The sequence below is a fragment of the Abiotrophia sp. HMSC24B09 genome, from assembly GCF_001815865.1.
GTDB lineage: Bacteria > Bacillota > Bacilli > Lactobacillales > Aerococcaceae > Abiotrophia.
On the sequence record NZ_KV822197.1, the window covers coordinates 1 to 22618 of the forward strand.

Genomic DNA, 22618 nt, shown 5'->3' on the forward strand with positions numbered 1-22618 from the left:
ACGTTGCGTTTCCGCCGCGCGTTCAATCGCTTGAATGGCCTCTGGCTTCGCCTTTGGTTGTGGCGTCACAGCATGAATCGCGGCAACACCAGCCATTTTTTGAATAGCGACATCATTATTTGAAGGTGCGAGACCAATTGCATTGATAGCATCATTAGCAGCTTTTCGGGCTTCTTGAATTTTCTCGTCTCTCTCTTCACTAGTTAAGCGTGAGTCATTTTCAAGTTCTCTGACTTTTCGATCCAATTCGCCATTAATCTCTGTAATTGCAAATGGCTTTTCTTTCGGATTTATAGGAAACATTTGTATTTCTTGGAGAATACGTTCCTTTTCTTGATCTACTAACTCTTTACGAGATTGTTGGTTTAATGACTCATACGCTTCCGAAACAAGAGTATCAATTTTCTGGTCGAGGACTTCCTTCTCTTCACTTGTGAACTGCGTTGCATTTTTATATATATCTTTTCTACGATTAGCTGCCTCTAAGATTTCACGTTTTGCTGCCGCCTTGTAATCTTCGGATGGGCTAATCGCTTGAATTGCTTGCTTGCCAGCCGTTAATTGTTGATTAACTGCATTATCATCTGCTGCTGCTTTGATTTTCTCAATAGCAGATTGTAATTCCTGTTCAATCAAACTAGCGGCTGCTTCGCGTTCTTCTGTCGTAGAAGCCTGATGTGCTAATACTTCCTGCTTCCGATTCCGTGCAACTTCCTCTAAGCTTGCAATAGCATTCTGCTTAGCGGTTGGGGTTGCAGTGACATCTTGAATGTTTTGGATACCTTGGGCTTTTTGAGTCCCGACTGCTTCATCAGTTGGGGCTTGGTTTATTGCCTGGCGTGCGTTCTCAAGAGCTTGATTTACTTTAGCAAGAGCTTGTTCTCTTTCTTCATTGGTTAAAAGAGGTTTTTGCTCAATTTCTTGACGTTTGCTTGCGGCTGCTGCCTCAAGTGCTGCTATGGCTTCCGGTTTTGTCTTCGCCACAGCTTGAATAGCTTCAATCGCGTCTAAGCCGTCGCGTTTGGCGTTGGCTACGCCTGCTCTCTCTTCCGCTTGGTTGATCTTAGCTTGCGCATCTTGAACAGCTTGATTGATCTTCTGAATCGCTTCATTCTTCTCTTCTTGAGTGAATGCCTTGCTTTCTTCAATCTGACGCTTCTTAGCGTCTGCTGCTGTTTGGATTTCTTGCAAAGCGTTTGGCTTGTCTTGCGCTTGTGCCGGTACAGCTTTAATAGCTGCAATCCCATCAGACTCAACTTGGTCAACATCTGTCTTTTGTTGGGCTTGCTTGAGTTTTTCTAGGGCATCTGTTTCAGCTGCCGTTACAGCTAGCTTAGCTTGGTTTTTCTCTTCGCTAGTTAAACCTTCAAGTCGGTCAATCGCCTCGCGACGTGCTTGAGCTGCTGCCTCAATGGCACTTTTGGCTGCTGGTTTAGCCACTGGATTTGCGGTAATACCTTCAATGGCCTGGGTCCCATTAGTTTGTTCTTGCGCTACCTTGTCATTTGTTTCCGCAGCGTTAATCGCGTCTTTTGCTCTATCAACCGCTGTGTTGACGTCTTGAATTAGTTGCGCTCTCTCTTCAGTGGTCAAGTCTTGGTTGTCACGAAGCTCAGCCTTCTTACGATCCGCTGCCGCAACAACTTCCTTGATGGCATCTGGACGTACCTTCGCTTCTTGCGTGACAGCATTAATCGCGACTAGTCCATTAGTCTTAGCTTGGTCCACAGCGTTTTGATCTGCCGCTGCTTCCACTTCTCGCTTAGCCAAGATTGCTGCTTGATTCACTCTTTCCTTGGCTGCGTTTATCTCGTCTTGGGTTAAACCAGGAAGTTCTTGGATTTCTTTGCGTCTCGTTTCCGCGGCTGCCTCAATTTCATTGATTGCTGTTGGTTTAGCATTTGGGGTTGCTGAAACAGCTTGAATGTTTTGGATACCTTGGGTTTTCTGAGTCGCCACTGCTTCATTAGAGTCAGCTTGAGTGATAGCCTGACGTGCCGTCTGGAGGGCATTCTCTACTTGAGCAAGCGCCTGTTCTCTCTCTTCTTTAGTTAAGCGAGCTGCCTGCTGAATCTCACGGCGTCTATTAGATGCTGCTTCTTCAAGATCGTAGATAGCGGCTGGCTTGACGCTTGGGTTAACTGGCACATTCCCAATGTTGGTAATGCCGCCTTGTTTCACAACGCCTACAGTGAGGTCGTCAGCTGCTTCATTGATGTCTTTTTCAGCCTTAGCTAGCTCGTTGTTAACCTTCTGGATAGCTTCTGCCTTCTCATCACTTGTCAATTCGTCGTTAGACTGGATTGCAGACGTCTTGTTAGCAGCAGCTTGTCGGACTTCCGCCAGAGCAGCTGGCTTGCTTACTGGAGTTTGTGGCACGTTCTGGATTGCTTGAAGCCCTTGACTTTCTTGGTCGCCGACTTGTTGGTTAGTCGTCGCTTGTTGGATTGCTTGGAGTGCATCTGTAAGGGCTTTGTCCACTGACTCAATGGCCTTGTCTTTCTCTTCCTTAGTTAAGAGGTTATTCTGACGAATCTCGTTACGCTTATTCTCAGCTGCTGTCCCCAAAGCTTGGTTGGCTGCTGCTTTAATCTTAGATTCTGTCCCAATGGCACGAATCTTTTCGACACCAGTATCATTTGCTTTTTGAACTTTGTCGTTCGTATTTTGACGATGAACGCTCAATTTAGCTTCATCTAAAACTTGATCTAATTTCTTATTAAGCTCCACACGCTCATCATCTGTTAAGCTTGGCGCAGTCTGAATCTGTTGACGTTTAGTTTGCGCTTCTTCCGTCAGATTACTAATGGCGTCGCGTTTCTTAGTTGCTGTCAGAGAGAAGTTATGAAGACCAGAAACCCCATAATCACGGTAATCTTGCACCTCTCGGTCGGTTGTGGCCCCCTCAATAAATTGACGCAACTGTTCTCTGAGGGCTTCAAAGCGTTGCTTGTGGTCTGCCCGTTCTTCTTCAGTAAAGTCAGAGAAGTTATCAATGGTATTAGCACGTACTTGCGCTTCTCTATCAAAAGCATCCAAAGCAGCTTGACGAACTGACGCCGTCGGCGTGAAGCTCTCGATACCTGACTTATGCGTGTTAAGGGCTTGCTCCACATCTTCATTGCTTGCTGCATCGGCAATGGCCTGCAAGGCATCTTGACGCTTGGCTTCTAATTGGGTATAGGCTGTTAGACGCTCCTCATTGGTCAGCGTTTTGTTGCCTTCAATCTCTTGACGCTTAGCCGCAACCGCTGCTTCAATATCAGCATTCGCTTGTGGCTTCTTAAGAGCTTGGCCTGTTACATCGCCAATCGCGTTCAAACCTTGGGCTTGGGCTTGGGCTACATCATCTCGGCCAGAGGCTTGTTCTACCTTGCCTTTAGCTGTTGCCAAGGCTTGGTTAACCTCCTCAATTGCTTTTTGCTTCTCTTGAGTAGTGAGGTTTTTATTGTCAGTAATTTGTTGACGTTTAGTTTGAGCGGCGTTATCTAGTGCCTCATTAGCTGCTTGCTTAGTTAGTGGCTCTGGTTTAATGGCTTGAATTGCAGTTAAACCATAGGACTTAGCATTGCCGACTCCCGCATTGTCAGCTGCTTGTCCAATAGAATCTTTTGCCGTTTGTACTTCTGTTGCTAAACGTGTCTCAGCAGCTTGACGTTCTTCAGCCGTCAAGCCTTGCTTGCTTTGAATTTCTCGACTCTTCGCTTCGCGTGCCGCTTCAATCTCCGCGAGGGCATCTGCCTTCACTTGGCCGTATGGGCTAACAGCTAGAATCTTGCTAAGCCCCTGGGTCTTAGCATCGCTAACCGCTTGGTTATTTTCGGCGTCTTGAATTTGCTTCTTAGCATTATCGAAGGCTTGTTGAAGGTCTTGCGTATACTTGAGACGTTCTTCGTCGGTCAAGCTCTTGTTTTCTTGAATTTCACGCGTCTTGATGGCCGCCTGATCTTGCAGTTCTTTGATGGCATTAGGTTTAACCTCTGGAGTTACCAGCAGATTAGCAATCGTTTCTTCAGCTAAATTCTTCTCAGCTGTGACTGTTTCATTGCTATTCGCTTGGTTGATTAAGCCAACTGCCTTCTGAACTTCAGCCTCAATAGCGTCTGTGAGCGTTTTGCGCTCTTCAGAAGTTAAGTCTGTATTTTGTTGGATATTGTCCTTCTTAGCATCCGCTACTTGGCGAACCGACTGGATGGCTTCGCTCTTAATCTTGGCTACAGCGGTGACTGCTTGAATAGCTTGAATACCCTTAGTTTTGGCATTCCCTACTTCTTCATTGTCATCAGCAGCCTTAATATCTTCAATGGCCTTAGCAAGTGTCTGATCAAGCTGATTGAGTGCTGCTTGACGTTCATTCTCAGTCAAACCTTGTGTCTGGTTAATAGATTGACGTTGGGTGTTAGCTTGTTCAGTCACAGCTTGAATAGCTTGTGGTCTTACAGAAGCTTGTACCTGAATGGCCCGGATATTATTAGTGCCCTCAGTCTGCTTATCTTCAACATCTGCATTACGAGCACCTTGGTTAATGGCTTGCTCAGCCGCAGCAAGGACTTGGTCTACCTGACCTAATAAGACATCACGTTCATTAGCGGTTAGATCAAGGTTATTCTCGATTTCTTGGCGCTTAGTCTCAGCTTCTTGACGAACAGCTGCTAAGGCTGTGTTACGCTTAACCGGAACAGCCGGCGCATTAATCTTGGCAAGGGCCGTTCCTTTGGCAGATTCAACCTCTACTTCACCATAAGAAGCCAAAATGTCTCGGTGGGCATCTTGAGCAGCTTGCTTAACTTGTTCAAGGTATTGTTCACGCTCTTCAACCGTTAGGTCGCCTTGGGCTTGGATTTGCTTAATGCGTTCAGCAAGGGCTTCTTCAATAGCCTTTCTAGCCGCTGGCTTAACAATGGCTTTTGGTTTTACCGCTTCAATTTCAGCCAACATCGCATTCACAACTTGTTGCAAGTTGTCATTAGAAGTCGCTGCCAAAATTCTTGCTTCGGTTGCTTCTGCAATCCGGAGCAATTTGTCGTTGGCGCCTAATTTCTCTTCGGCAGTCCAATCACTGCTTGTTGCATTAAGAGCTGTCGACATAGCCTCACGCACATCATCTACTCGGTGCTTGGCATCTAGTTTTTTAGTACCCTGGACAGAAACACTGTTAACAGTAGAGATACCGTCAACTTTCGCAGAATTAAGTTCATATTCTCCGTTTGCTTGGTTAACACGTTCAAGCGCTTCATCCTTGGCTGTCTCTAATTCACGCAGCTTTTCGTTCTTCTCATCAGTTGTCAACCAAGATTCATTGGAAATCAGTTGCTTACGCGCATTGTAGGCATCCATGACCTCATTAACTGCCGCCTGACGGCTTGGAGATTGAGTTGGAATAGCTTGAATTTGACTAAGCTCATTGTCAATAACGTTCTGAACATCTTGGTTAGAGCGAGCTGCTTTAAGACTTTCTTTAGCGGCGTTCACCTTACGCTCCCATTCGCGGAGCGTTTCTGATTTTTCTTCATCAAGCAGGTTACTGTTTTCAATCTCCTGACGTTTAGCCTTTCTAGCTGCTTCGATGGCTGATAGGGCTGCTGGTTTCTTAACCGCAGTAACCGGAGTGTCATTAATGGCCTGAACTTGCGCAGTTTGAGTTGAAGTCACGTCTTGAGTGGATGCTTGAGCCGTCACTGCTTGTTTGGCTGCAGTTTCTTTCTGACGGACAGCGGCAACTTGATCAGTACGCTCTTCATTAGTCAAGTTCTGATCCGTATTGATTTGTTGCACCTTGTTATTAGCTGCTGTTTCAATAGCTGCGCGAGCCGCTGGTTTAGCAACTGGCGTTTGGGTCAAGGCGTTGATAGTACCCGTCCCATTATTTTGAGCCGTCGCTAAAGCTTGGCTAGTCTTAGCTTGATTAATGGCAGTATTAGCTGAATTTTGAGCGTCGGTTACCTTTTGGCGTTCAACTGCACGTTCTTCCGTTGTCAAATCAACATTATTATCAATCTCAGTGTTCTTACGTTGTGCCGCTTCAGCCACTGCTTGCTTAGCTTCTTCACGCTTTAAGCCGACAAGGACTTGTACTTGGACCGTATTATCTGACAACTTACCTTGGCTGTCCTTGGCACGCAAAGTAACGGTGTATTCACCTTCGGAACTAGTGTCGATACTGTTAAAGGTTTGACCATCCTTAGTACGGGATACAATTTCAGCAGCAACTGGTGTGCCGACTGTTTGTCTAGCATCATCTTCAGGGTCTGATACATTGACCATACTTAAAATATCTGCATCACTAACTGATTGACCGACTGAAACTTCCTTAGTAGCTTTACCGGGTGCTACTTCAATGCTCGGAGCGACGTTTGTTGCATCAGCGTATGTTATGTGATTCTCAAGTACTGCGCCTGACGCAGCATAACGTGGAACTATCTGCATTGATGCAACAACCGTATCCGTCTCAGGGCCTAAGGGCAGGCCTTTACCCTTGTATCTTAAAACTGTATCACCGACTGCCTTGATTTTGAAATCATCAGACACTGTGATACGAAGAATCTGGTAGCCAAAAGGCGCTCCAGGAACGTTTTCTATTTTTTGGATTAGGCTTCCCTGGCCTGTGTCTTTTCGTACGAAAGTCCCCCCACTATTGACAGTCCATGGAGCTGTCGCCGAAAGGCGTCTGATGGATAACTGCCAACGGTTATCATCAACCCCGAACTTTTCAATTTTCCCACGACTTCCTCTTCCTTCATATTTGGTAATGTTAGTTTCGAGAGATAAACCTTGCGCATCATGAGGTATAAGTAGTTCGATAACCTTTTGACCAACAACCAATTTGGCTCGATCTGGATTCGTCGCAGTTGATAGAGGATTATCTCTAAAATAGAAATTACCATGATCAACAGCCATAGTGACTGGATCACTGTCCTGATCATTTAGACTTTGTACAACCGAAATTCTTGGCCCTTTACCTGCAATCGCTTCTGTTTCACGCATAGGGCTTGTAAGCGTTATACTCCAGTCACCACGAGAATCAACCTTAGTAGTTTGAACACTATTATCCTGCAAAGTAACTTTGATAATTGCGTCAGGAATCCCTCTACCTGTAATTCTTTCATCTGTCGAGGACAGTTTGTCACCCATAGTAGGGTTCACAGTCGGTGCCGCAGTCGCTTTAGGCACCTTGCGAGCTTTCACCACTTCATCTAGGTAGGAGACATACTGGCCTTTCTTGCCACCATCGACGATTACTCTGCCGTCTGATGTGATTTCAATATTTTCATCAGTAAGCTTGAGTTTTGGGTTCAAGCGGATATAAGTTGCTCGTAGTTGGCGCTTCTCTTCCTCGGTTAGGCTCTGAGGGTTGACTACTTCAATAAGGTTAGGCCCTTTTGGTTCTAACAACTTAGCGAGGTCCCCAGTCCCTCTCCCACGCAAGCCAGTCCCTGGAGTCATTGGTTTCCCTTGTTCCTCAGGGCGTGGCATAGCCGCGCTAGCTGGTTTCTCAACAGGTTTTACCGCATAGCCTGGCGTCTTGCGCGTATCATTTTGACGGCTTGGCTCAAGTTTGCTGTCTTCCTTTTGCTCAGGCTTGCTCTCGTCAGCTGAAGACTGACTGGATTCTGAGCTATTTGCTTCATTAGAATTAGCACTTTCTGAGCTTGCAGAAGCCTCAGAACTTTGGCTGCTTTCAGCGGACACCAAAGAAGCCTCCTGGCTAGAGGCGGATAAGACCGCTGCTTGTTCACTAACGCTGGACTCCTGGCTAGCGCCCGTGCCGTCGGACGATTCAGCCTGGGTATGTGCCGTTGCCGGTTGAACAGATGCTGGCTCAGCTGCATATGCTTGACCAGAGTTCAGCATAATGAAGGAGCCGACTGCAACAGAAGCCACCCCTACGCTAAGTTTTTTGATGGTGTAATGTGTGATCTTCTCACCTTCGCGCAAGCGACGAAGGTAATGATTGTTTTTCCCTAACATAGCTTTCTCCCTTTTTTTATACATTCATTTGGTGATTAGCAGAACGGAAAACACTTACGGGTTGTGCCTTCCTAGACATAATCATACATGATAGATAATACCACAAATACATAAGAAAACAAATACCAATTTGATAAAAAAGCATATTAAAAATAAACTTTCATCATTATCTCCTTAAATTATAATATTTTAGTCTTATAATTCTTGATAACCTTTGTTCGTTATAAATTTACCAACCTCTATTTTAACCTTTATAACAAGGGTTTAAGCAGGTATCACCCGGTTCACAAATAAGGCCCATAACTTGCTATAATTGCCTGGTTCATAATCTCAAATAATTGCGAACATTTTAAACTAATTACTCACTAACGTTCAATACTATGAAAGATGTCTAGACATAGAGTTTTCATTTCATCCTTTCTTTCATTAGACCATGTGAACCTTCTCTTACCTTGACTCTATTGTCCGGCTAAATCCCTACACAAAAAAAAGGATGGAAGCAAGCTTCCATCCTCTTGGCCGCTGACTAATCCTCGAAGACCACGTCGGTCTGTTGGGTCAGCATTTCTTTAATTTTTGGATAGTATTCGTGGAATTGGGCCTCACGGTCGCTGACGGGCTTGCCTTCGGCAACTTCCGCCATGTTCTGGAGGGCAATCATCCAGCTGGTCAAGTCCTTAGGACTGTGGTCGTTAAGCTCAGCCAACCACTCAGTGAAAATCAGAGTGGTCTTGCCAGGTTCTAACTCATGCAGTTCGAAGGTCACAATGTTCAAGTCCCAGGTAAAGGACAAGTAGGCATTAGGCTCCACATCCAGAACCATCATGTCTTCATGGCCGCCTGTCTTATAGTTGAACTTGAGGCTAGCCCCTGTCTCCAGGCCTTGGAATTCTAGCTCTGGATACCAGGATTGAAGCTTGTCATTTTCCGTTAAGAGGGACCAAACTTGCTCCTTAGGTAGGCTGAAGACGCCGCTGAATTGGACGCTAACGCCTTGGTTTTCCTCGTGACCATGGTCGTGGCCACAGCTACAGCCACAGCCTGCATGGTCATGGGCGTGATCATGATGGTGGTCATGGCCACAGCCGCAAGCATGCTCGTGGTGGTGATGATGGTCATGGCCGCAACCACAGGAATGGTCGTGGTCATGATGTTGACAGTGCTCGTGTTCACTCATAGGCCTTAAGCTCCTTTATTTAAACGTAGGTTTGTAGAATTGACGCCGGTCTAGCGGATAGATAGCCTCAGAGAAATTACCGGGCTCGACCTTGGCTAAGGCCGTCGCAATCATATTGAAGGTGGCATCCATATTGTCAATGTGATGGATGAGCTCGGCTTCAAGCAGCTGAGGTGCCACCGGGCTACCGTACTCTAGCTTGCCATGGTGGGCTAAGACTACGTGCTTGAGCAGGAGGACTGGCTCAGAATCTGGGTCAAAGCCCAGTTCGGCACAGGCCCGGTCAATCAACTCGTCCACAATGACGATATGGCCCATCATCTTGCCCTTGAGGGTGTACTCGGTGGCAATGGCCCCGGACAGCTCGATGGTTTTACCCATATCATGCAGGATAATGCCGCCTAAGAGCAGGCTAGCATTAACCTCTGGGTAAATCTTGAGCAGGGCCCGCCCTACCTGCAACATGGAAATGGTGTGGTAGCTGAGGCCACCCGCTAGGGCGTGGTGGTTGCGTTTGGCTGCCGGATAGGAGAAGAAATCCTCCTTGGCATAGTTGAGAATCTTGCGGACAATGCGGGCAATATGGGACTCGTGAATCTCCAGCAAAGCCTCATTGAGGACTTCCTCCAGGGTCTCCTTCTTAATCCCTATATGTTCCACATAGAGGGTGGGATCATCTGGCTCGCCTGCATCGGCTAGGCGCAAGCTCTGAATCTTAATCTGCGGGGTCCCATTATAGGTGTCCCGCTCACCCTTGAGGAAGACTACCTTGCCGGCTTGATAGCGGGCAATCTCTTCCTCGGTGGCCGACCAGTACATGCCGTCCATGCTGCCAGAACGATCCTGGAAGCGGAAGGCGATGAAGGGATTGCCATTGCGGGCTACCCGGATGTCGGCGGATTTAATGAGGACGAAGAGCGCGAAGCTCTCGCCATGATTGAGGTCTAATAATTGGGTCATGCCGGTTCCTCCTCTGCTTGAGTCACTTGAATGGCGTCCAAGTTCACAGCCCTTGCCCCGTCGAAGAAATGAACGGCTTGTTGGTCAAAGGTGAAGAAGAGGACTTGAATACGTTCCGAAATTTGGCCTAGGACTTGGTACATGCTGGCCTTGCGATACTCGTCGAAGTTGACGAAGGCATCGTCAATCAGGATTGGCATTTTAACCATGGTCCGAACATTCTCAATGAAGGCAATCCGCAGGGCCACATAGAGTTGTTCCAGGGTCCCTTGGGATAGTTCATGCGGTTCAAAGTAGATATCAGAGAACTGACGCACCTTGATGCCGTCTTTTTGGAGCTTGATCTGGGTGTAACGGCCGTAGCTTAGGGTCTCGAAGAGCTCATCAGCTAGGCGGTTCATCTCAGGCAGCGGATTGTCCAGCCCATGACGTAGGGTGGCATAGATCAATTCCATAGCAATCCGCTTGCGACCCCATAGGGCCACCATATCCCGAACTTGAGTCTCCTTGTTGGCCAAGGCTTGGACCTTTTCTTGGTAGGTGCCGTCTTGTTCCAGGTGGTGGATCTCCACTTCTAGGTCGGCCCGTTCGCGGTGATGCGGCACCAGGCGTTCCTTGAGGGTCTCCAACTGGTGTTCCAGACGGTGGAAGTTCTCCAGCAGGCTTTGCTTGTTTTGCACCTGGGTTAGGGCTTCTTCATAGCCTTCCATTTGCTCAGCGTAAAGGGCCCGCTTGGCGGTCAATTCCTCGATTAACTGGTTGGTTTCGACCTTTTGGAAGAAGTCCAGTTCATCTTGGGCATGGGTGTCCTTGAAGACTTGGCCAATCATGGCTTGACGCTCGGCAATAGCATCTTCTTGGGCCTTCATTTGTTGGGCCGCTTCATCTAAGCGGTCATCAATGACTTGGCCCCGCTCCATGGTCCGCACTAGGCTGACTTCCACGTCTTCGACATGGCGAATTTGCTGACGCACCGTGTCGTCCACCAATGGGAAGCGTTCGAAGAGGGGTTGCAAGAGGCTGCGCCACTCGGTTAATTGCTGGGTCAGCTTATCCTTCTGAGCTTCTAAATCTTTCTTCTGATTCTCAGCGGCGAAGTATTGCTTAACTGGGTTAGCCTTGAGGATGAGCTCAGGGTCTGCCGTTGGGTAGAAGCCCATGGCTGCCAACCAGCGGGATTGCTTGCTGGCTAAGTTCTTAAGCTCGGCTTCAATGGCTTCGATGGCTTCCTCACGTTGGTTAATCTGGGTACCCAAGACCTTGCTTTGTTCCAGGTATTGAATTTCCTTCTCGCGCAGGTCCTGAATCTTGTTGAGGACCGGGCTGTTATAGAAGGCCTGGTAGCGGCGGCGGTTGGATTGGAAGATATAAGCAATGCTGAGGACCCCGACCACTAGGATCAGCACCCCTAACCAAAAGAGCAGGTTGGCGCCCTGGGTCATGTTTTGATAGAAGGCCAGGAAGAGCCCGCCGGCAAAGGCCAAAATACCAGGGAAATACTGGTTAAGGCTGGTTGCCTGCATAAGTTGGGCTTCTTCATTCATGCGCTGGTGCTCTAGGTGAACCACCTGTTGGCGCACAATGGCTGTATAGTTTTGTTGTTCCTTGCGTTGTTCCAAGTAAACCTTGCGCTCGGCCTTGAGGGCTTCTTCCTGCTTAAGCAAGTCTAGCTTGTCAGCTTGGAGGGCTAGCCCTTCTTCTAGCTTGGCGTCATAGGCAGGCCCTTGTTCAACCTTCTCAGGGAAGAACTGGCCTTGGTGGGCCAACTGGGTCATGAGCTCGCCCTGCTCTTGGATACGGGCGGTCAACTGTTCAATGACGGTCTGGGTTTCCTTGGCCTTGGCGGTCTCGACTAGCCATTTCTGGCGGTCTTCCGCATGGTTACGGGCCCAGTTGAGCTTGGTTAAGCTACCTAGCTCGCCCTTGAGATTGCGAATCCGTTCTTCCAATTGGACGATTTGGATTTCGCTGGCCTGGTTGAGCTTGAGGGCATCGGAAATCTCCCGCACGGTCTGTTCAGACAGGGGCGTGAAGACCAGTTGCTCCAGCTCCCGCTTGGCAGCCCGGTCTTTGAGGTAGATGTCATAGAGCCCTACTAATTTGTCTTGGGCCCGGATTTCTTTCTCCAGGTCCTTAATTTCTTGGTTGAGGCGGGCAATGGCTTCTTCCTCTTCCTGGCGGCGACGGGTCAGCTCATCATAGGCCCCCATCTGCAGATGCAGCACTTCCACTTGTTGGGCTAGTTCTTCATACTCGGCTAGGAGCACATTGAGAGGCCGGCTCTGGCCATTTGGTCGGTAGAGGTCATCGGTCTCCTTCTGATACTGCTTGGCAATCTTGAGGAATTGGTCGCTCCCCACGGTCCCGATACTCATGAAGTAATCATTGAGTTGGTCGGCCCCGATATTAGCCAGCTCCTGCAGGTTCTGCAGGCTGAAGGCATAGAAGTTATCAAAGAGCTTCTCGTCCAAGCCCCCCAAGACCTCGTCCAAGGTCTTAGCTGGCAACTCTTCCCCATCGGTACGCGTCACCCGCAGGGTCTTGCTGGTCCGCTCCACCCAAATATCACCGAAGTCGGTCTCGGTCAGGAGCATACGGCCCCCATAGGTCTCATGTTGCTTAGGTTCATAACGGTTCTGCTGGTTGACCCGGCGCCGACGGCTTGGGAAACCAAAGAGCATGCTGCGGATAAAGGATTGTAAGGTGGACTTACCGGCTTCATTCTTACCATAGAAGAGTTGGAGTTGGTCGCCCAGTTCGAATTTCTGGTTGACCCATTTGCCGTAGCCATAAATCTCCAGTGTCTTAATCTTCATGAGTCGTCCCCTCCTCTCCGGATGTCAGGTCCTCGTCGTCAGCGTCAAAGCCCACGGCTTGAACCACCAGCTGCTGGCCATTGTGGATGACCGAGTCCTTGAGCTCCTGGTCTTGGGTCAAATCGCCCAACCAGGTTCTGAGGGTGGCATTGCTGAAGAGTGGCTGCATGACGCGACCATAGAGGTCACCGGTCTTCAAGGCCTGGCTAGCCTGGTCAAAGCTGTCCTTGAGGCTGGCATCGTATTGGAAAGGCTCGATGGCCACTTGGCTGACCGTTTGTAGGCTAACTAGGGCCACAAATGGCGTGTTGACTACATCCGCTTGTAGGGCCGCCAGCACCTCACCCGATTCTACCTGGCTGGCCAAGTTAGCTGGCAACTTCTCATAGTGGTCCAAGACCACGGTCACCAGTTGGGACTGGTTAGAAGCTTCTGCCTCGGCTTGATAATTGCGCTGGATGCCTTCTAGGGCTTGGACTAGGTCTAGTTCATGCCAGTTAGAGCGACATTCCAGATGGGCTTCCTGCCAGACAATGGGTGCCAGGGAAATAAACTGGGATTTGGCTGGCGTCTGTGGCTTGAGTTCCACGATGAAGGCCCCCTTGTCGCCCAATTCCTTGCGGTGGCGACCCTGGATGGTCCCAGGATACTGAATCAGGGGTTGCTCCTTGAGGACTTGAGCCTGATGAATATGGCCCAAGGCCCAGTAGTCGTAGTTTTTGCTCAGCAGGCTTTCCAGGTCAAAAGGCGCATAGTGGTCGCCCGATTCTTGGCCGTGCAAGACCCCAAGGGTGTAGGTGGTCTCATGCGGATTGACCGGATAGCTGTCAATCATGCGGGCATCTACCCAACGTTTGGTATAGGAGAAACCATAGCAACGCACGGTCTGGTCGTCAGCAAGGGGAATATCGATGGCGGTCACTTCTTGGTCTTTGAAGAGGTGAACATTATCGGGATATGGGACCGACTGACACTCCATGCGTAGGTAGTCATGATTACCATGGCAGAGGACCACAGGAATCTTGGCAATATGAAGACGTTCTAATTGCTTAAGGAAGAAATGTTGGGCCGTCACCGTCTGTTGCTCGGTGTCATAGATGTCACCGGCAATGACCATGAGGTCGACCGCTTGGTTAATGGCAATCGAGACACAACGCTCGAAGGCCTGGTAAGGAGATTGAATAAGGTGTTTTTGTAATGAGTGCAATTGCTTGGTGAGCCCAGTGAAGGGACTATCGAGATGTAAATCTGCAATATGTAATAATTTCATCAAATTCTCCTTTCTTTAGGGATAGGTGGACTGAACATCACAGGGTCAAGCGGGGCAGTCCCACCCCTTGACACAAAAACAACTGGGAGCCGTCACCCTCAGGTGAGGCTGGGGCTTCCAGTTGGTGCCAGCCTATGCTTAGGCTTGTTGTTGATAGATTTCTTGTAAAGGCTTGGTGATGATGTTGTTGAGGTCGCGAATGATTTGATCCATACGGCGCTCGGCCTCAATCAAGCCTCTAATGTGATCATCTGCCATGATGCCCTTGGACAGTTCATCAATCTGCTTCATTTCTTCTTCGCCAATTGGATGGCCTTGAGCCTCACGTAGGCTGAGTTCTTGAACTTGCTTCTTGTAGCCCTCAAATAAGGTCTTAGAAGTTTCATCTGCTTCAATCCCTGCTAGGGCTTGACGAATAGCGGCCACTTCTGGCAACTGACGAATTTCACGTTCTAATTGATTGGCTGTATCGTAGACATTTTGGTTAGACATGCGTCTATCTCCCTTCAAATTTCTTCATTCTTAGTGTATCACATCCAAGCCAAGCTCGGCTATTAATACTTTATTACTATTGAATTAAATCGGTTCTTCCCAGTCCTGGGCATCCAGCCACTGATTGACCAAATCTAGGTCAAAGCCCTTACGATAGAGGGATTCCTTAATCTTAAGGATTAAGGCCTTGCCCTCATGGCGTCGGCTCAGTTGGCGACGAGCCTTGCTGGCAGCTTGGTCGACCAAGTCTGCTTCATGGTCCAAGTCGGCCTCTGGCTGACAGTCTTCCAAGTAAGGCTGAATCATAGCCAAGCTATAGCCCTTGGTCAGGAGATGCTCCTGGACCTTGCGCTTAAGCTGGCCAGCCGGCAAGCGGCGATGGGACTTGTAGAACTTTTCAATTAAGGTTTGGATATTTTCCTCCAGCAAATCCACCTCATAGGCTTCCAAGGCCTGGGCAATCTGACTGGCTGTCAGGCCCTTGTCTTGGAGCTTACGGCCGATTAGCTGGGGGCCCTTGCGCCCTACCCGGGCCTCGGTCAAGACCAGGCTGCGCCCATAGAGGGCATCATCCAGGTAACCCTGGCTGACTAGTCGGCCAATGACCCGCCCCAAATAAGGTTCTAATTCCGCTAGAAAATCTTCCTTGGCTTCCAGGCTATCCAGATCCGCTTGCTTGAGGGCCTGGGCCTTGAGATAGTCATAGACCTCACCACTGGACTTAAGGGCCCGCGACAAGTGCTTGATGGCCCTGAGATAGAGGGACTCTTCCTGCTCATAGTCGCGAATGGTCTGACACTCTTCCGGGGTCAGGGTCTGGCCCTTGGCCAGGTTGAACTTGATCAAGGTGCCCTCGGACACACCCAGCCAGAAGCTGTCGTCCAGATAGACCGAGTAACGACTCTTGTCCTTCTTCTGTACTTCAATCCGGCTTACGCGCATGGGGCACCTCCTGGGTCAAGTTGGCTGGTAAGGCTGATATTTGGCAAAGGTCGCCTGACTATTGGCCCACCGTGTAGCGATAGGCCAAGCCAGCTGGATTTTCCTTAACGTAGGAGACCAACAAGCTCGCAGCCTGGTCGCCACTTGGCGCCAAGGTCTCCACTAATTGTTTGGCTTGAAAGGCAAAGCGTTCTGCTGCCTCAGCGGATTCACAGTAGATGAAGTAGCTAGCTTGGTCAGCAAGGCTTAGTTCAAAGACCAGCTCGTTCTTAGCAATTAAGCTACCTTGTGCAAATGTTAAAACAGTTTCTTGATTATTCATGAGTTTATCCCTCACCTATTCTTAGAATGCCATACAGTCAGCGAGTGACGATGGGTCTTGCAAATGGTCTTGCTAAATGGTCTTACATTGCCCCAAAGGGCTATAGGTTACTAGAGGGGACAGCCATAGGCTCATAACCTAGGTGACTTCACGCCCAAAGATCCGCATCTTAATTCGATTCCCGGTCGGGGTATCGGCTAATCCCCCTAACCCTGTCTCACGAAGTTCGCGCGGCATATTGCGACCCACCTTGTACATGGCTTCAATGACCTCATCGGCTGGAATCTGATTTTCAATTCCGGCCAGGGCCATATCGGCACAAATCAAGGCGTTGGTTGAACCGACCGTGTTGCGCTTAACGCAAGGCACTTCCACCAAACCTGCCACCGGGTCACAAACCAGACCCAGCAGGTTACCCAAGGACATAGCGAAGGCATGGGCTGACTGGGCCGGGCTACCGCCCATAATGGCCACAGCCGCGGCCGCCGCCATAGCGGAAGCTGAACCTACTTCAGCCTGACAGCCACCCGCCGCCCCTGAAATAAAGGCATTGTTGGCCGTTACCATGCCGAAGAGGGCTGCCACGAAGAGGAAGTTAAGTTTGTCTTCCTTGGACAGCTTGTACTGTTCATGGATGGCAAAGAGCACTCCCGGCAAGGTCCCGCTGGCACCTGCCGTAGGGGTGGCACAGACCACACCCATGGCAGCATTAACCTCGTTGGTAGCCAAGGCCGCTTCCACCCCTACCAGGGTCATTTGCCCTGAGAGGGTTTTGCCTGCCTGGCGGTACTTACGCATCTTGACGGCATTGCCGCCCGTTAAGCCGGTTGGTGAGAAGACGCCTTCTCCGGTAATCCCTCGCTGGTAGGCATTTTCCATAGCTAAGAGGGCATCCGACATCTTATGGAGGACGGCTTCCCGGCTAGTCCGGTTAATCCGCATCTCCTGTTCAATCATGATCTCAGCCAGGGACAGGCCCGTTTCTTGGGCGTAGGCCACAATGGCTTCAATCGATTCAAAAATTCCCATTTCTTTACCTCAACAATTGATAGCTGTCGACACAACTAGAGTAGAATTAAAGACTCCACATGGTCCATTTCTTCCATGGCATAGTAGAGACTCTGTGGAAAGTGGTGCTGGATCTCGAAATAAGACAGGTAACGTCCTTGGACTGCCTGGCTCAAGGTCTGAGTGACCACAATGCCCTCGGCCGCAAAGCGCGCCAAGAAGCTAGCCTCCGTCTCCGGCCGGTCACTGATTAGGAGCAAGGCCGGCAAATAGCCTGTCGGCTCAATCAAGAAGCCCCCCAGCTCAATCAGGCGTAACTCCACCTTACCGCCGCCCACCGAAATCCCGACTAGGCGGGAAGTCTTGTGGTCGTTGATTAAGGTAATGTCAGCCGTATTGGGATGGTTATAAGGACTTGGCCCCTCCATCTCGATAAATTGCACCTTCATCCCCTGGTTGCGGGCGATATCCACTGAGTTGGGAACCCGATGGTCGTCATAAGAAAAGCCCAAAACGCCAGCGATGGTCGCAAAATCCGTTCCGTGTCCCAGATGCGTCTCCGCAAAGGACTCGTAGTAGCGGACGATAATCTCGGTTGGGCGGTCACGGTAAATCTTCTGGGCCGCTGCCCCGATATTAATGGCGCCAGCCGTATGTGAAGAAGACGGTCCTACCATGACAGGTCCAATCACGTCAAAACAGCTAGAATAGCTGGTATTTTTGGCTTGAATCTTGGCTTCCTGGCTCATGCTAGCACCGCTCCTCTCCATATGGCTTTGTCATCTCCTTATTATACACCCGCAGGCCCCTATTTTTCTAGCAAAAGCACTCAATTTTTCTGGCTTTTTTTAAGAAAATCTGGCGCCAAAAAACTGGCCCCCAGCAACTAGCCGGACTGGGCACATTGGTGTATAATCAATAGGGTATAGACATGTCAAGAAAGGGAGACCACGCGTGAAACAAGAATATAAGAAAATTGCCGAAGTCGCCGTCCTGGCCGGCCGCATCATGCTGGAAAGTCAGGCCGAGAGTTATCGGATTGAAGACACGGTCGAGCGCATCCTCAAGACCAGCCAATGCCAGACCACTGAAGTCTTCGCCAATACCACCGGCCTCTTCGTCACCTTAGACGACCCCAGCATCGAGCCCATTACCATCGTCCGCCGCATCAAGCACCGCGGCACCCACCTGCGTAAGATTCACCATGTTAACAATATTTCCCGCCAGCTGACCAAGGGCGAGATTAGCCTAGAAGAGGCTCGGGTCCGCCTAGAAAAGGTGGACGTCTCCGAGTACACCCTCTTCCACTTCGACCTGGCCGTCTTCTTCCTGGTGGTTTCCTTCGCTGTCCTCTTAGGCGGCTCTATCTGGGATATTGCTGTGTCAGGCCTGGCCGCCCTGCTGGTTATTTTCGGTTACTGGCTACAAGGCAAGCTAGCCATGAATGCCCTCATGACCGGGACGGTCTCCACCTTCTTCCTAGGGTCCATTATGCCCTTCGTCTTGCTGGGAGTGCCCCAGCCCCATAATCTGGATATTATCATTATTTCCGCCCTCATGCCCCTCTTCCCCGGCACGGCCTTCACCAATGGGATTCGGGACACCCTCAAGGGCGACTACGTCTCCGGCCTGGCCAAGATTGCGGAAGCCCTGGTCATCGCCGTTAGCTTAGGGCTAGGTGTCGCCCTAGGACTCTTTGTATCGAATGGAGTGTTGAGCCTATGACCTGGATGTCCCTCTTTTCCCTCTGCTTCCAAACAGCCGGGGCCTATGTGGCCACCATTACGGCTGCCATCATGGTGGAAATCCCCCGCTCCCTCCTCTTCAAATGCGGTTGGGTGGGTGCCCTGGGCTATCTGATCTACCTCTTAGTCATGCCCGGCCATGGACCGGCCGTCGCCACTCTGGTTGCCGGCATCGGCATTGCCATTCTGTCCCAACTCTTCGCCCGCAGTTTCCGGGCGCCAGTCACCATGTTCTACATTCCTGGCTTCTTCCCGCTAGTACCAGGGATTGGCGTCTACCGGACGGCCTTTTACTATATCAACGACAATCCGGCCCAAGCCAGCCACTACCTACTGCAATCCGCCCTCATTGCCGGGGCCATTGCCCTGTCTATTTTCCTGGTGGATTCCTGCCTGGAAATCTACCACCATCTGCGCAACCAAGCCAAAGCCAAGCGAAAGGAGCAGTCTCATGGATAATTGGATTGACCTCAGCCTGCCGGTCGCCACGACCCTCAAGGCCCATCCCGAAGTCAAGGAACTTCTCATTGACCTGGGCTTCAAGCCCCTAGGCAATCCCGTCATGCTCAAGACCGTTGGCGCGGTGACTAGCCTAGAACGGGGCGCCAACCTGATTGGTCTGGATCTGCAGGTCCTCATTCAGGAGCTCCACCACAATGGCTACCTGGTCAAAGGAGTGGATGACCATGACCAATAGCAGTCGCGACCAACGCATTCAAGTCCTCAAGGACATCCTACTCCGCCTCCACCATGGGGCCAGCCCCGACAGTGTAGAGGCCGACTTCCAGGCCCATTTTAGCGATGTATCGCCTATCGAAGTCTCCCTCATGGAACACGAACTCATGAATGGCGACCACGGCGTGGGCTTCGAAGACGTCATGAAGCTCTGTACCGTCCATGCCAAGGTCATGGCCGCCGGCGTCCAGGGCAAAGAAGTGCCCGACAGCCAGCAGGAAGGCCATCCCGTCTGGATCTTCAAGCAAGAAAACCTAGCCCTACAAGCGGGCCTGCACCGGATTCAACGCCTGCTGGACGCCCTGGAGTCTGCGGAAAGCCAGGGCCAGGACTTAGATCCCGGTCTCCTGCGGGGCCTGACCCGCCAATACCAGCTGCTGGACCAATTCCAACGCCACTACCGCCGCAAGGAAGAACTCTTCTTCCCCATCATGGAGTCCTACGGCCACGACGCGCCGCCTAAGGTCATGTGGGGCGTGGACGACCAGATACGGGATTTATTTGACCTGGCTAAGCAAGCGCTGAAAGACCTGGTGGACCAGGCTGAGGACGCCTCCGTGGCCCAAGTCCTGGCCACTTACCAGGCCTTCGTCCAAGAATTCAAGGACATGATCTTCAAGGAAGAAGCCATCCTGATTCCCTTGCTGCTGTCCCTCTTCAGCGAGGACGACTGGCTGGCCATCGCCAAGGACAGCCCCGAGTTCGGCTATGCCATTATCCAGCCCGACAAGGAGTGGGTTCCAAGCCGGGTGAAGTTTGGGGAGCAAGGGGAAAATGGGGAGCTGGCTGGAGCTGGGCGTGGGGCTGAGGCTGCCGGACCAGCTGGGCAGCCGGCCCAAGTTCAGGCACTGCCAGGCAGCGACGCTGCAGCAGGCGCCGGCCAAGCTGACCCAACCGCTAAACCGGTCGCTAGCTCGGTTAGTGACTCAGCCTCTAACCCGGCTACTAGCCCAACTGCTAAGCCGGTCGCTAACTCGGTTAGTGACTCAGCCGCTACCTCAGCCGCTGACTCCACTACTAGCCCGGCGCCCAACCCCGAGGCCGACCTACCCTTTGGCGGCGGCTATCTCAGCCTCAAGGAAGCCAACCTCATTCTCAACCACCTGCCCTTTGAGATTACCTTTATCGACAAAAACGACCTCTTCAAATATTTCAACACTTCCATCGCTATCGAGAACAAACTCTTTCCCCGAGTGCCTAGCGCTATCGGTCGCCACGTTAAAATGTGCCACCCGCCGCGCAGCCTGGACATGGTCATGACCCTGATTGACGACCTCAAGCACAAGCGCCGGGCCAGCGAATCCATGTGGTTCCACCGTTCGGACGGCCGCTTCGCCTATGTGACCTATATCGGCGTCTTCGATGACCAGGACCAATACATGGGCGTGCTGGAATATGTCCACGACATCGCCCCCCTGCTGGATTTGGGTCCAGACAAACGGGGCCTGGCGCCTTTGGAGGGGGATGGGGAGCAAGCCAAAGACTAGACTTGCCCTGAAACGACAGGCCTAGGCCGCTCGCTATGACAGGTCGCCCCGACTCAAGCCACTTGCTATAACACAAGTAACTGACTCAAAGCCTTCACTAGGACGCCAGCCTCCGACTCAAGCCCCAGCCAAGACACAAACCACCAACTTAAGGAGCTCACTCATGACACAAGTAACGGACTTTAGCGTTATGGCCCAAGACGGCCAAGCCTTTTCCCTGGAAGCCTACCGAGGCCAGGTGCTCTTAATTGTCAACACCGCCACCGGCTGTGGCTTCACGCCCCAATACCAAGGCCTGCAAGCCCTCTACGACCGCTACCGCGACAAAGGCTTCGCCGTCTTAGACTTTCCCTGCAACCAATTCAAGGGCCAAGCCCCTGGCACCGCTCAGGAAATCAATGACTTCTGTAGCCTTAACTACCAGACCACTTTCCCACGCTTTGCCAAGATAGAAGTTAACGGCGACCAGGCCGACCCGCTCTACACCTGGCTCAAGTCCCAGAAACGCGGTCGCATGGGTCGGCGCATCGAGTGGAATTTCGCCAAGTTCCTGATTAACCGCCAGGGCCAAGTGGTCAAACGCTATTTCGCCACCACCAAGCCTGAACGCATCGCCCGTGATATTGAGCGATTGTTGGGGGAGAAGTGAGGCAGCTTGCTGCCAGAAATGAAGGCTGACTGCTGAAAGAAAAGTAAGGCAGACAGCTACATGAACAGTAAAACTGGCGGCTACAAGTAGAGAAAGACTGGCAACTACTAGAAACAAGGGCTGCTGCCCACTAGAAAGGATTGACCCCATGACCTATCGCTACCTCCTCTTCGACCTAGACCACACCCTGCTGGACTTTGACGCCAGCCAGGCGCTAGCCCTTGAAGCCTTTTGCCAGGCCCACAACCTGGACTACAGCGACCAGATCCTGGCCGACTACCACGCCCACAGCCACCGGCTCTGGCACCAGCTGGAATTGGGCCAGCTGACCCTGGACCAACTCCTAGACCGCCGCTTCAAGGAATTTTTCCAGCCCCATCTGGATCACCTGGACGGCCGCAGCCTGGATGACCAGTACCGCGACCTTTTAGTCGTCCACAACCAAATCTTTCCCGGCGCCGACAGCCTCTTGCAAGACTTGAAAAGGGCTGGCTACCAGCTGGTGTCCGCTACTAACGGCGTTTCCGACACCCAGCGCAAGCGCCTGGCTCAGGTTCAGTGGCTGGACCTCTTTGACCACCTGGCCATCTCAGGCGAACTGGGTCACAGCAAGCCAGACCCTGGCTTCTACAAGGCCATTTGTAGCATGACCGGCGTCGACGACACCCGCGCCTACCTCATGATTGGCGACCGCCTGCAAAGCGACATGCTGGGCGCCCACCAGGCCGGCATTGACAGCCTCTGGTACAATCCGCATCAAGCCGCCGCGCCTAGTGACCTGCCTCTGACCTATGTAGTTCAGGACTATGCCGGTATTAGAGAAATTTTACTTTAAAAAGAAGGGGACTGTGGCTCCCCTTGAGTTTCTGACCGAGCCAGTGGTCCACTCGACAAAGTGGGCCACTGGCTCCTAGCTTTTGCCCTGTTTTGAGCCTTTTTCCCTAGGTTTCTGACCGAGCTAGTGGTCCACTCGACGGAGTGGACCACTGGCTCCCAGATTTCGCCTCGTTTTGTGCCTTTTTCCTAGGTTTCTGACCGAGCTAGTGG

The 22618-nt window shown here is 51.0% G+C and carries 16 protein-coding genes; 6 read left to right on the forward strand and 10 right to left on the reverse strand.

Annotated features, from left to right (window positions below):
* From HMPREF3093_RS09665 to HMPREF3093_RS03820, 10 genes are all read right to left on the reverse strand, one after another.
* Positions 1-7968, reverse strand: a 7968-nt coding sequence (locus HMPREF3093_RS09665; protein WP_180363258.1) for a DUF1542 domain-containing protein, incomplete at its 3' end; no start/stop codon positions are given.
* Positions 7969-8494: 526 nt separating this feature from the next.
* Positions 8495-9145: an SRPBCC domain-containing protein gene (locus HMPREF3093_RS03780; protein ID WP_070755684.1), complete on the reverse strand. Its 651-nt coding sequence runs from the start codon at positions 9143-9145 to the stop codon at positions 8495-8497.
* Between the two features lie 15 nt (positions 9146-9160).
* Positions 9161-10105, reverse strand: coding sequence for a 3'-5' exoribonuclease YhaM family protein (locus tag HMPREF3093_RS03785; protein ID WP_070755685.1), 945 nt, complete (start codon positions 10103-10105; stop codon positions 9161-9163).
* Positions 10102-12921, reverse strand: a complete 2820-nt coding sequence (locus tag HMPREF3093_RS03790) for an ATP-binding protein (RefSeq protein WP_070755686.1) — start codon at positions 12919-12921, stop codon at positions 10102-10104. The genes HMPREF3093_RS03785 and HMPREF3093_RS03790 overlap by 4 nt, the downstream gene beginning before the upstream one ends.
* Entirely contained in the window at positions 12911-14191 is a 1281-nt protein-coding gene (locus HMPREF3093_RS03795; protein ID WP_070755687.1) for a metallophosphoesterase family protein, read from the reverse strand. The genes HMPREF3093_RS03790 and HMPREF3093_RS03795 overlap by 11 nt, the downstream gene beginning before the upstream one ends.
* Before the next feature lie 138 nt (positions 14192-14329).
* The gene (locus HMPREF3093_RS03800; RefSeq protein WP_070755688.1) at positions 14330-14683 is read right to left on the reverse strand and encodes a YlbF family regulator; all 354 of its coding nucleotides are present in this window, start codon (positions 14681-14683) and stop codon (positions 14330-14332) included.
* A gap of 84 nt (positions 14684-14767) precedes the next feature.
* Complete coding sequence (locus HMPREF3093_RS03805) at positions 14768-15625, reverse strand: RecX family transcriptional regulator (protein ID WP_070755689.1); 858 nt, start codon at positions 15623-15625, stop codon at positions 14768-14770.
* A gap of 58 nt (positions 15626-15683) precedes the next feature.
* Positions 15684-15947, reverse strand: coding sequence for a hypothetical protein (locus HMPREF3093_RS03810; RefSeq protein WP_070755690.1), 264 nt, complete (start codon positions 15945-15947; stop codon positions 15684-15686).
* Between the two features lie 138 nt (positions 15948-16085).
* Positions 16086-16970, reverse strand: coding sequence for an L-serine ammonia-lyase, iron-sulfur-dependent, subunit alpha (gene sdaAA, locus HMPREF3093_RS03815; protein ID WP_070755716.1), 885 nt, complete (start codon positions 16968-16970; stop codon positions 16086-16088).
* Between the two features lie 41 nt (positions 16971-17011).
* A complete protein-coding gene (locus HMPREF3093_RS03820; RefSeq protein WP_070755691.1) occupies positions 17012-17704 on the reverse strand; it encodes a serine dehydratase beta chain in 693 nt (230 codons plus the stop codon).
* A gap of 205 nt (positions 17705-17909) precedes the next feature.
* Between HMPREF3093_RS03820 and HMPREF3093_RS03825 the strand changes: the two genes are divergently transcribed.
* From HMPREF3093_RS03825 to HMPREF3093_RS03850, 6 genes are all read left to right on the forward strand, one after another.
* Positions 17910-18680 carry a threonine/serine exporter family protein gene (locus tag HMPREF3093_RS03825; protein ID WP_023391832.1) on the forward strand — a complete coding sequence of 257 codons (771 nt, stop codon included), beginning with the start codon at positions 17910-17912 and terminating at the stop codon, positions 18678-18680.
* Entirely contained in the window at positions 18677-19159 is a 483-nt protein-coding gene (locus HMPREF3093_RS03830) for a threonine/serine exporter family protein (protein ID WP_257244500.1), read from the forward strand. The genes HMPREF3093_RS03825 and HMPREF3093_RS03830 overlap by 4 nt, the downstream gene beginning before the upstream one ends.
* Positions 19152-19397, forward strand: coding sequence for a DUF1858 domain-containing protein (locus tag HMPREF3093_RS03835; protein ID WP_070755692.1), 246 nt, complete (start codon positions 19152-19154; stop codon positions 19395-19397). The genes HMPREF3093_RS03830 and HMPREF3093_RS03835 overlap by 8 nt, the downstream gene beginning before the upstream one ends.
* On the forward strand, positions 19387-20922 hold the full coding sequence (locus HMPREF3093_RS03840) for a DUF438 domain-containing protein (protein ID WP_070755693.1): 1536 nt from the start codon (positions 19387-19389) through the stop codon (positions 20920-20922). The genes HMPREF3093_RS03835 and HMPREF3093_RS03840 overlap by 11 nt, the downstream gene beginning before the upstream one ends.
* A 163-nt stretch (positions 20923-21085) precedes the next feature.
* The gene (locus HMPREF3093_RS03845; protein ID WP_070755694.1) at positions 21086-21571 is read left to right on the forward strand and encodes a glutathione peroxidase; all 486 of its coding nucleotides are present in this window, start codon (positions 21086-21088) and stop codon (positions 21569-21571) included.
* A 148-nt stretch (positions 21572-21719) separates the two neighbouring features.
* Positions 21720-22406, forward strand: a complete 687-nt coding sequence (locus HMPREF3093_RS03850; protein ID WP_070755695.1) for a YjjG family noncanonical pyrimidine nucleotidase — start codon at positions 21720-21722, stop codon at positions 22404-22406.
* The last annotated feature ends 212 nt before the right edge of the window (positions 22407-22618 follow it).

What these genes read in the sequence shown, in the direction of transcription:
- HMPREF3093_RS03835 (WP_070755692.1), top strand. Translation starts at nt 19,152, where the DNA reads ATGGATAATTGGATTGACCTCAGCCTGCCGGTCGCCACGACCCTCAAG.
- HMPREF3093_RS03800 (WP_070755688.1), bottom strand. Translation starts at nt 14,683, where the DNA reads ATGTCTAACCAAAATGTCTACGATACAGCCAATCAATTAGAACGTGAA.
- HMPREF3093_RS03790 (WP_070755686.1), bottom strand. Translation starts at nt 12,921, where the DNA reads ATGAAGATTAAGACACTGGAGATTTATGGCTACGGCAAATGGGTCAAC.
- HMPREF3093_RS03780 (WP_070755684.1), bottom strand. Translation starts at nt 9,145, where the DNA reads ATGAGTGAACACGAGCACTGTCAACATCATGACCACGACCATTCCTGT.
- HMPREF3093_RS03830 (WP_257244500.1), top strand. Translation starts at nt 18,677, where the DNA reads ATGACCTGGATGTCCCTCTTTTCCCTCTGCTTCCAAACAGCCGGGGCC.
- HMPREF3093_RS03805 (WP_070755689.1), bottom strand. Translation starts at nt 15,625, where the DNA reads ATGCGCGTAAGCCGGATTGAAGTACAGAAGAAGGACAAGAGTCGTTAC.
- HMPREF3093_RS03845 (WP_070755694.1), top strand. Translation starts at nt 21,086, where the DNA reads ATGACACAAGTAACGGACTTTAGCGTTATGGCCCAAGACGGCCAAGCC.
- HMPREF3093_RS03850 (WP_070755695.1), top strand. Translation starts at nt 21,720, where the DNA reads ATGACCTATCGCTACCTCCTCTTCGACCTAGACCACACCCTGCTGGAC.
- HMPREF3093_RS03840 (WP_070755693.1), top strand. Translation starts at nt 19,387, where the DNA reads ATGACCAATAGCAGTCGCGACCAACGCATTCAAGTCCTCAAGGACATC.
- HMPREF3093_RS03795 (WP_070755687.1), bottom strand. Translation starts at nt 14,191, where the DNA reads ATGAAATTATTACATATTGCAGATTTACATCTCGATAGTCCCTTCACT.
- HMPREF3093_RS03810 (WP_070755690.1), bottom strand. Translation starts at nt 15,947, where the DNA reads ATGAATAATCAAGAAACTGTTTTAACATTTGCACAAGGTAGCTTAATT.
- HMPREF3093_RS03785 (WP_070755685.1), bottom strand. Translation starts at nt 10,105, where the DNA reads ATGACCCAATTATTAGACCTCAATCATGGCGAGAGCTTCGCGCTCTTC.
- HMPREF3093_RS03820 (WP_070755691.1), bottom strand. Translation starts at nt 17,704, where the DNA reads ATGAGCCAGGAAGCCAAGATTCAAGCCAAAAATACCAGCTATTCTAGC.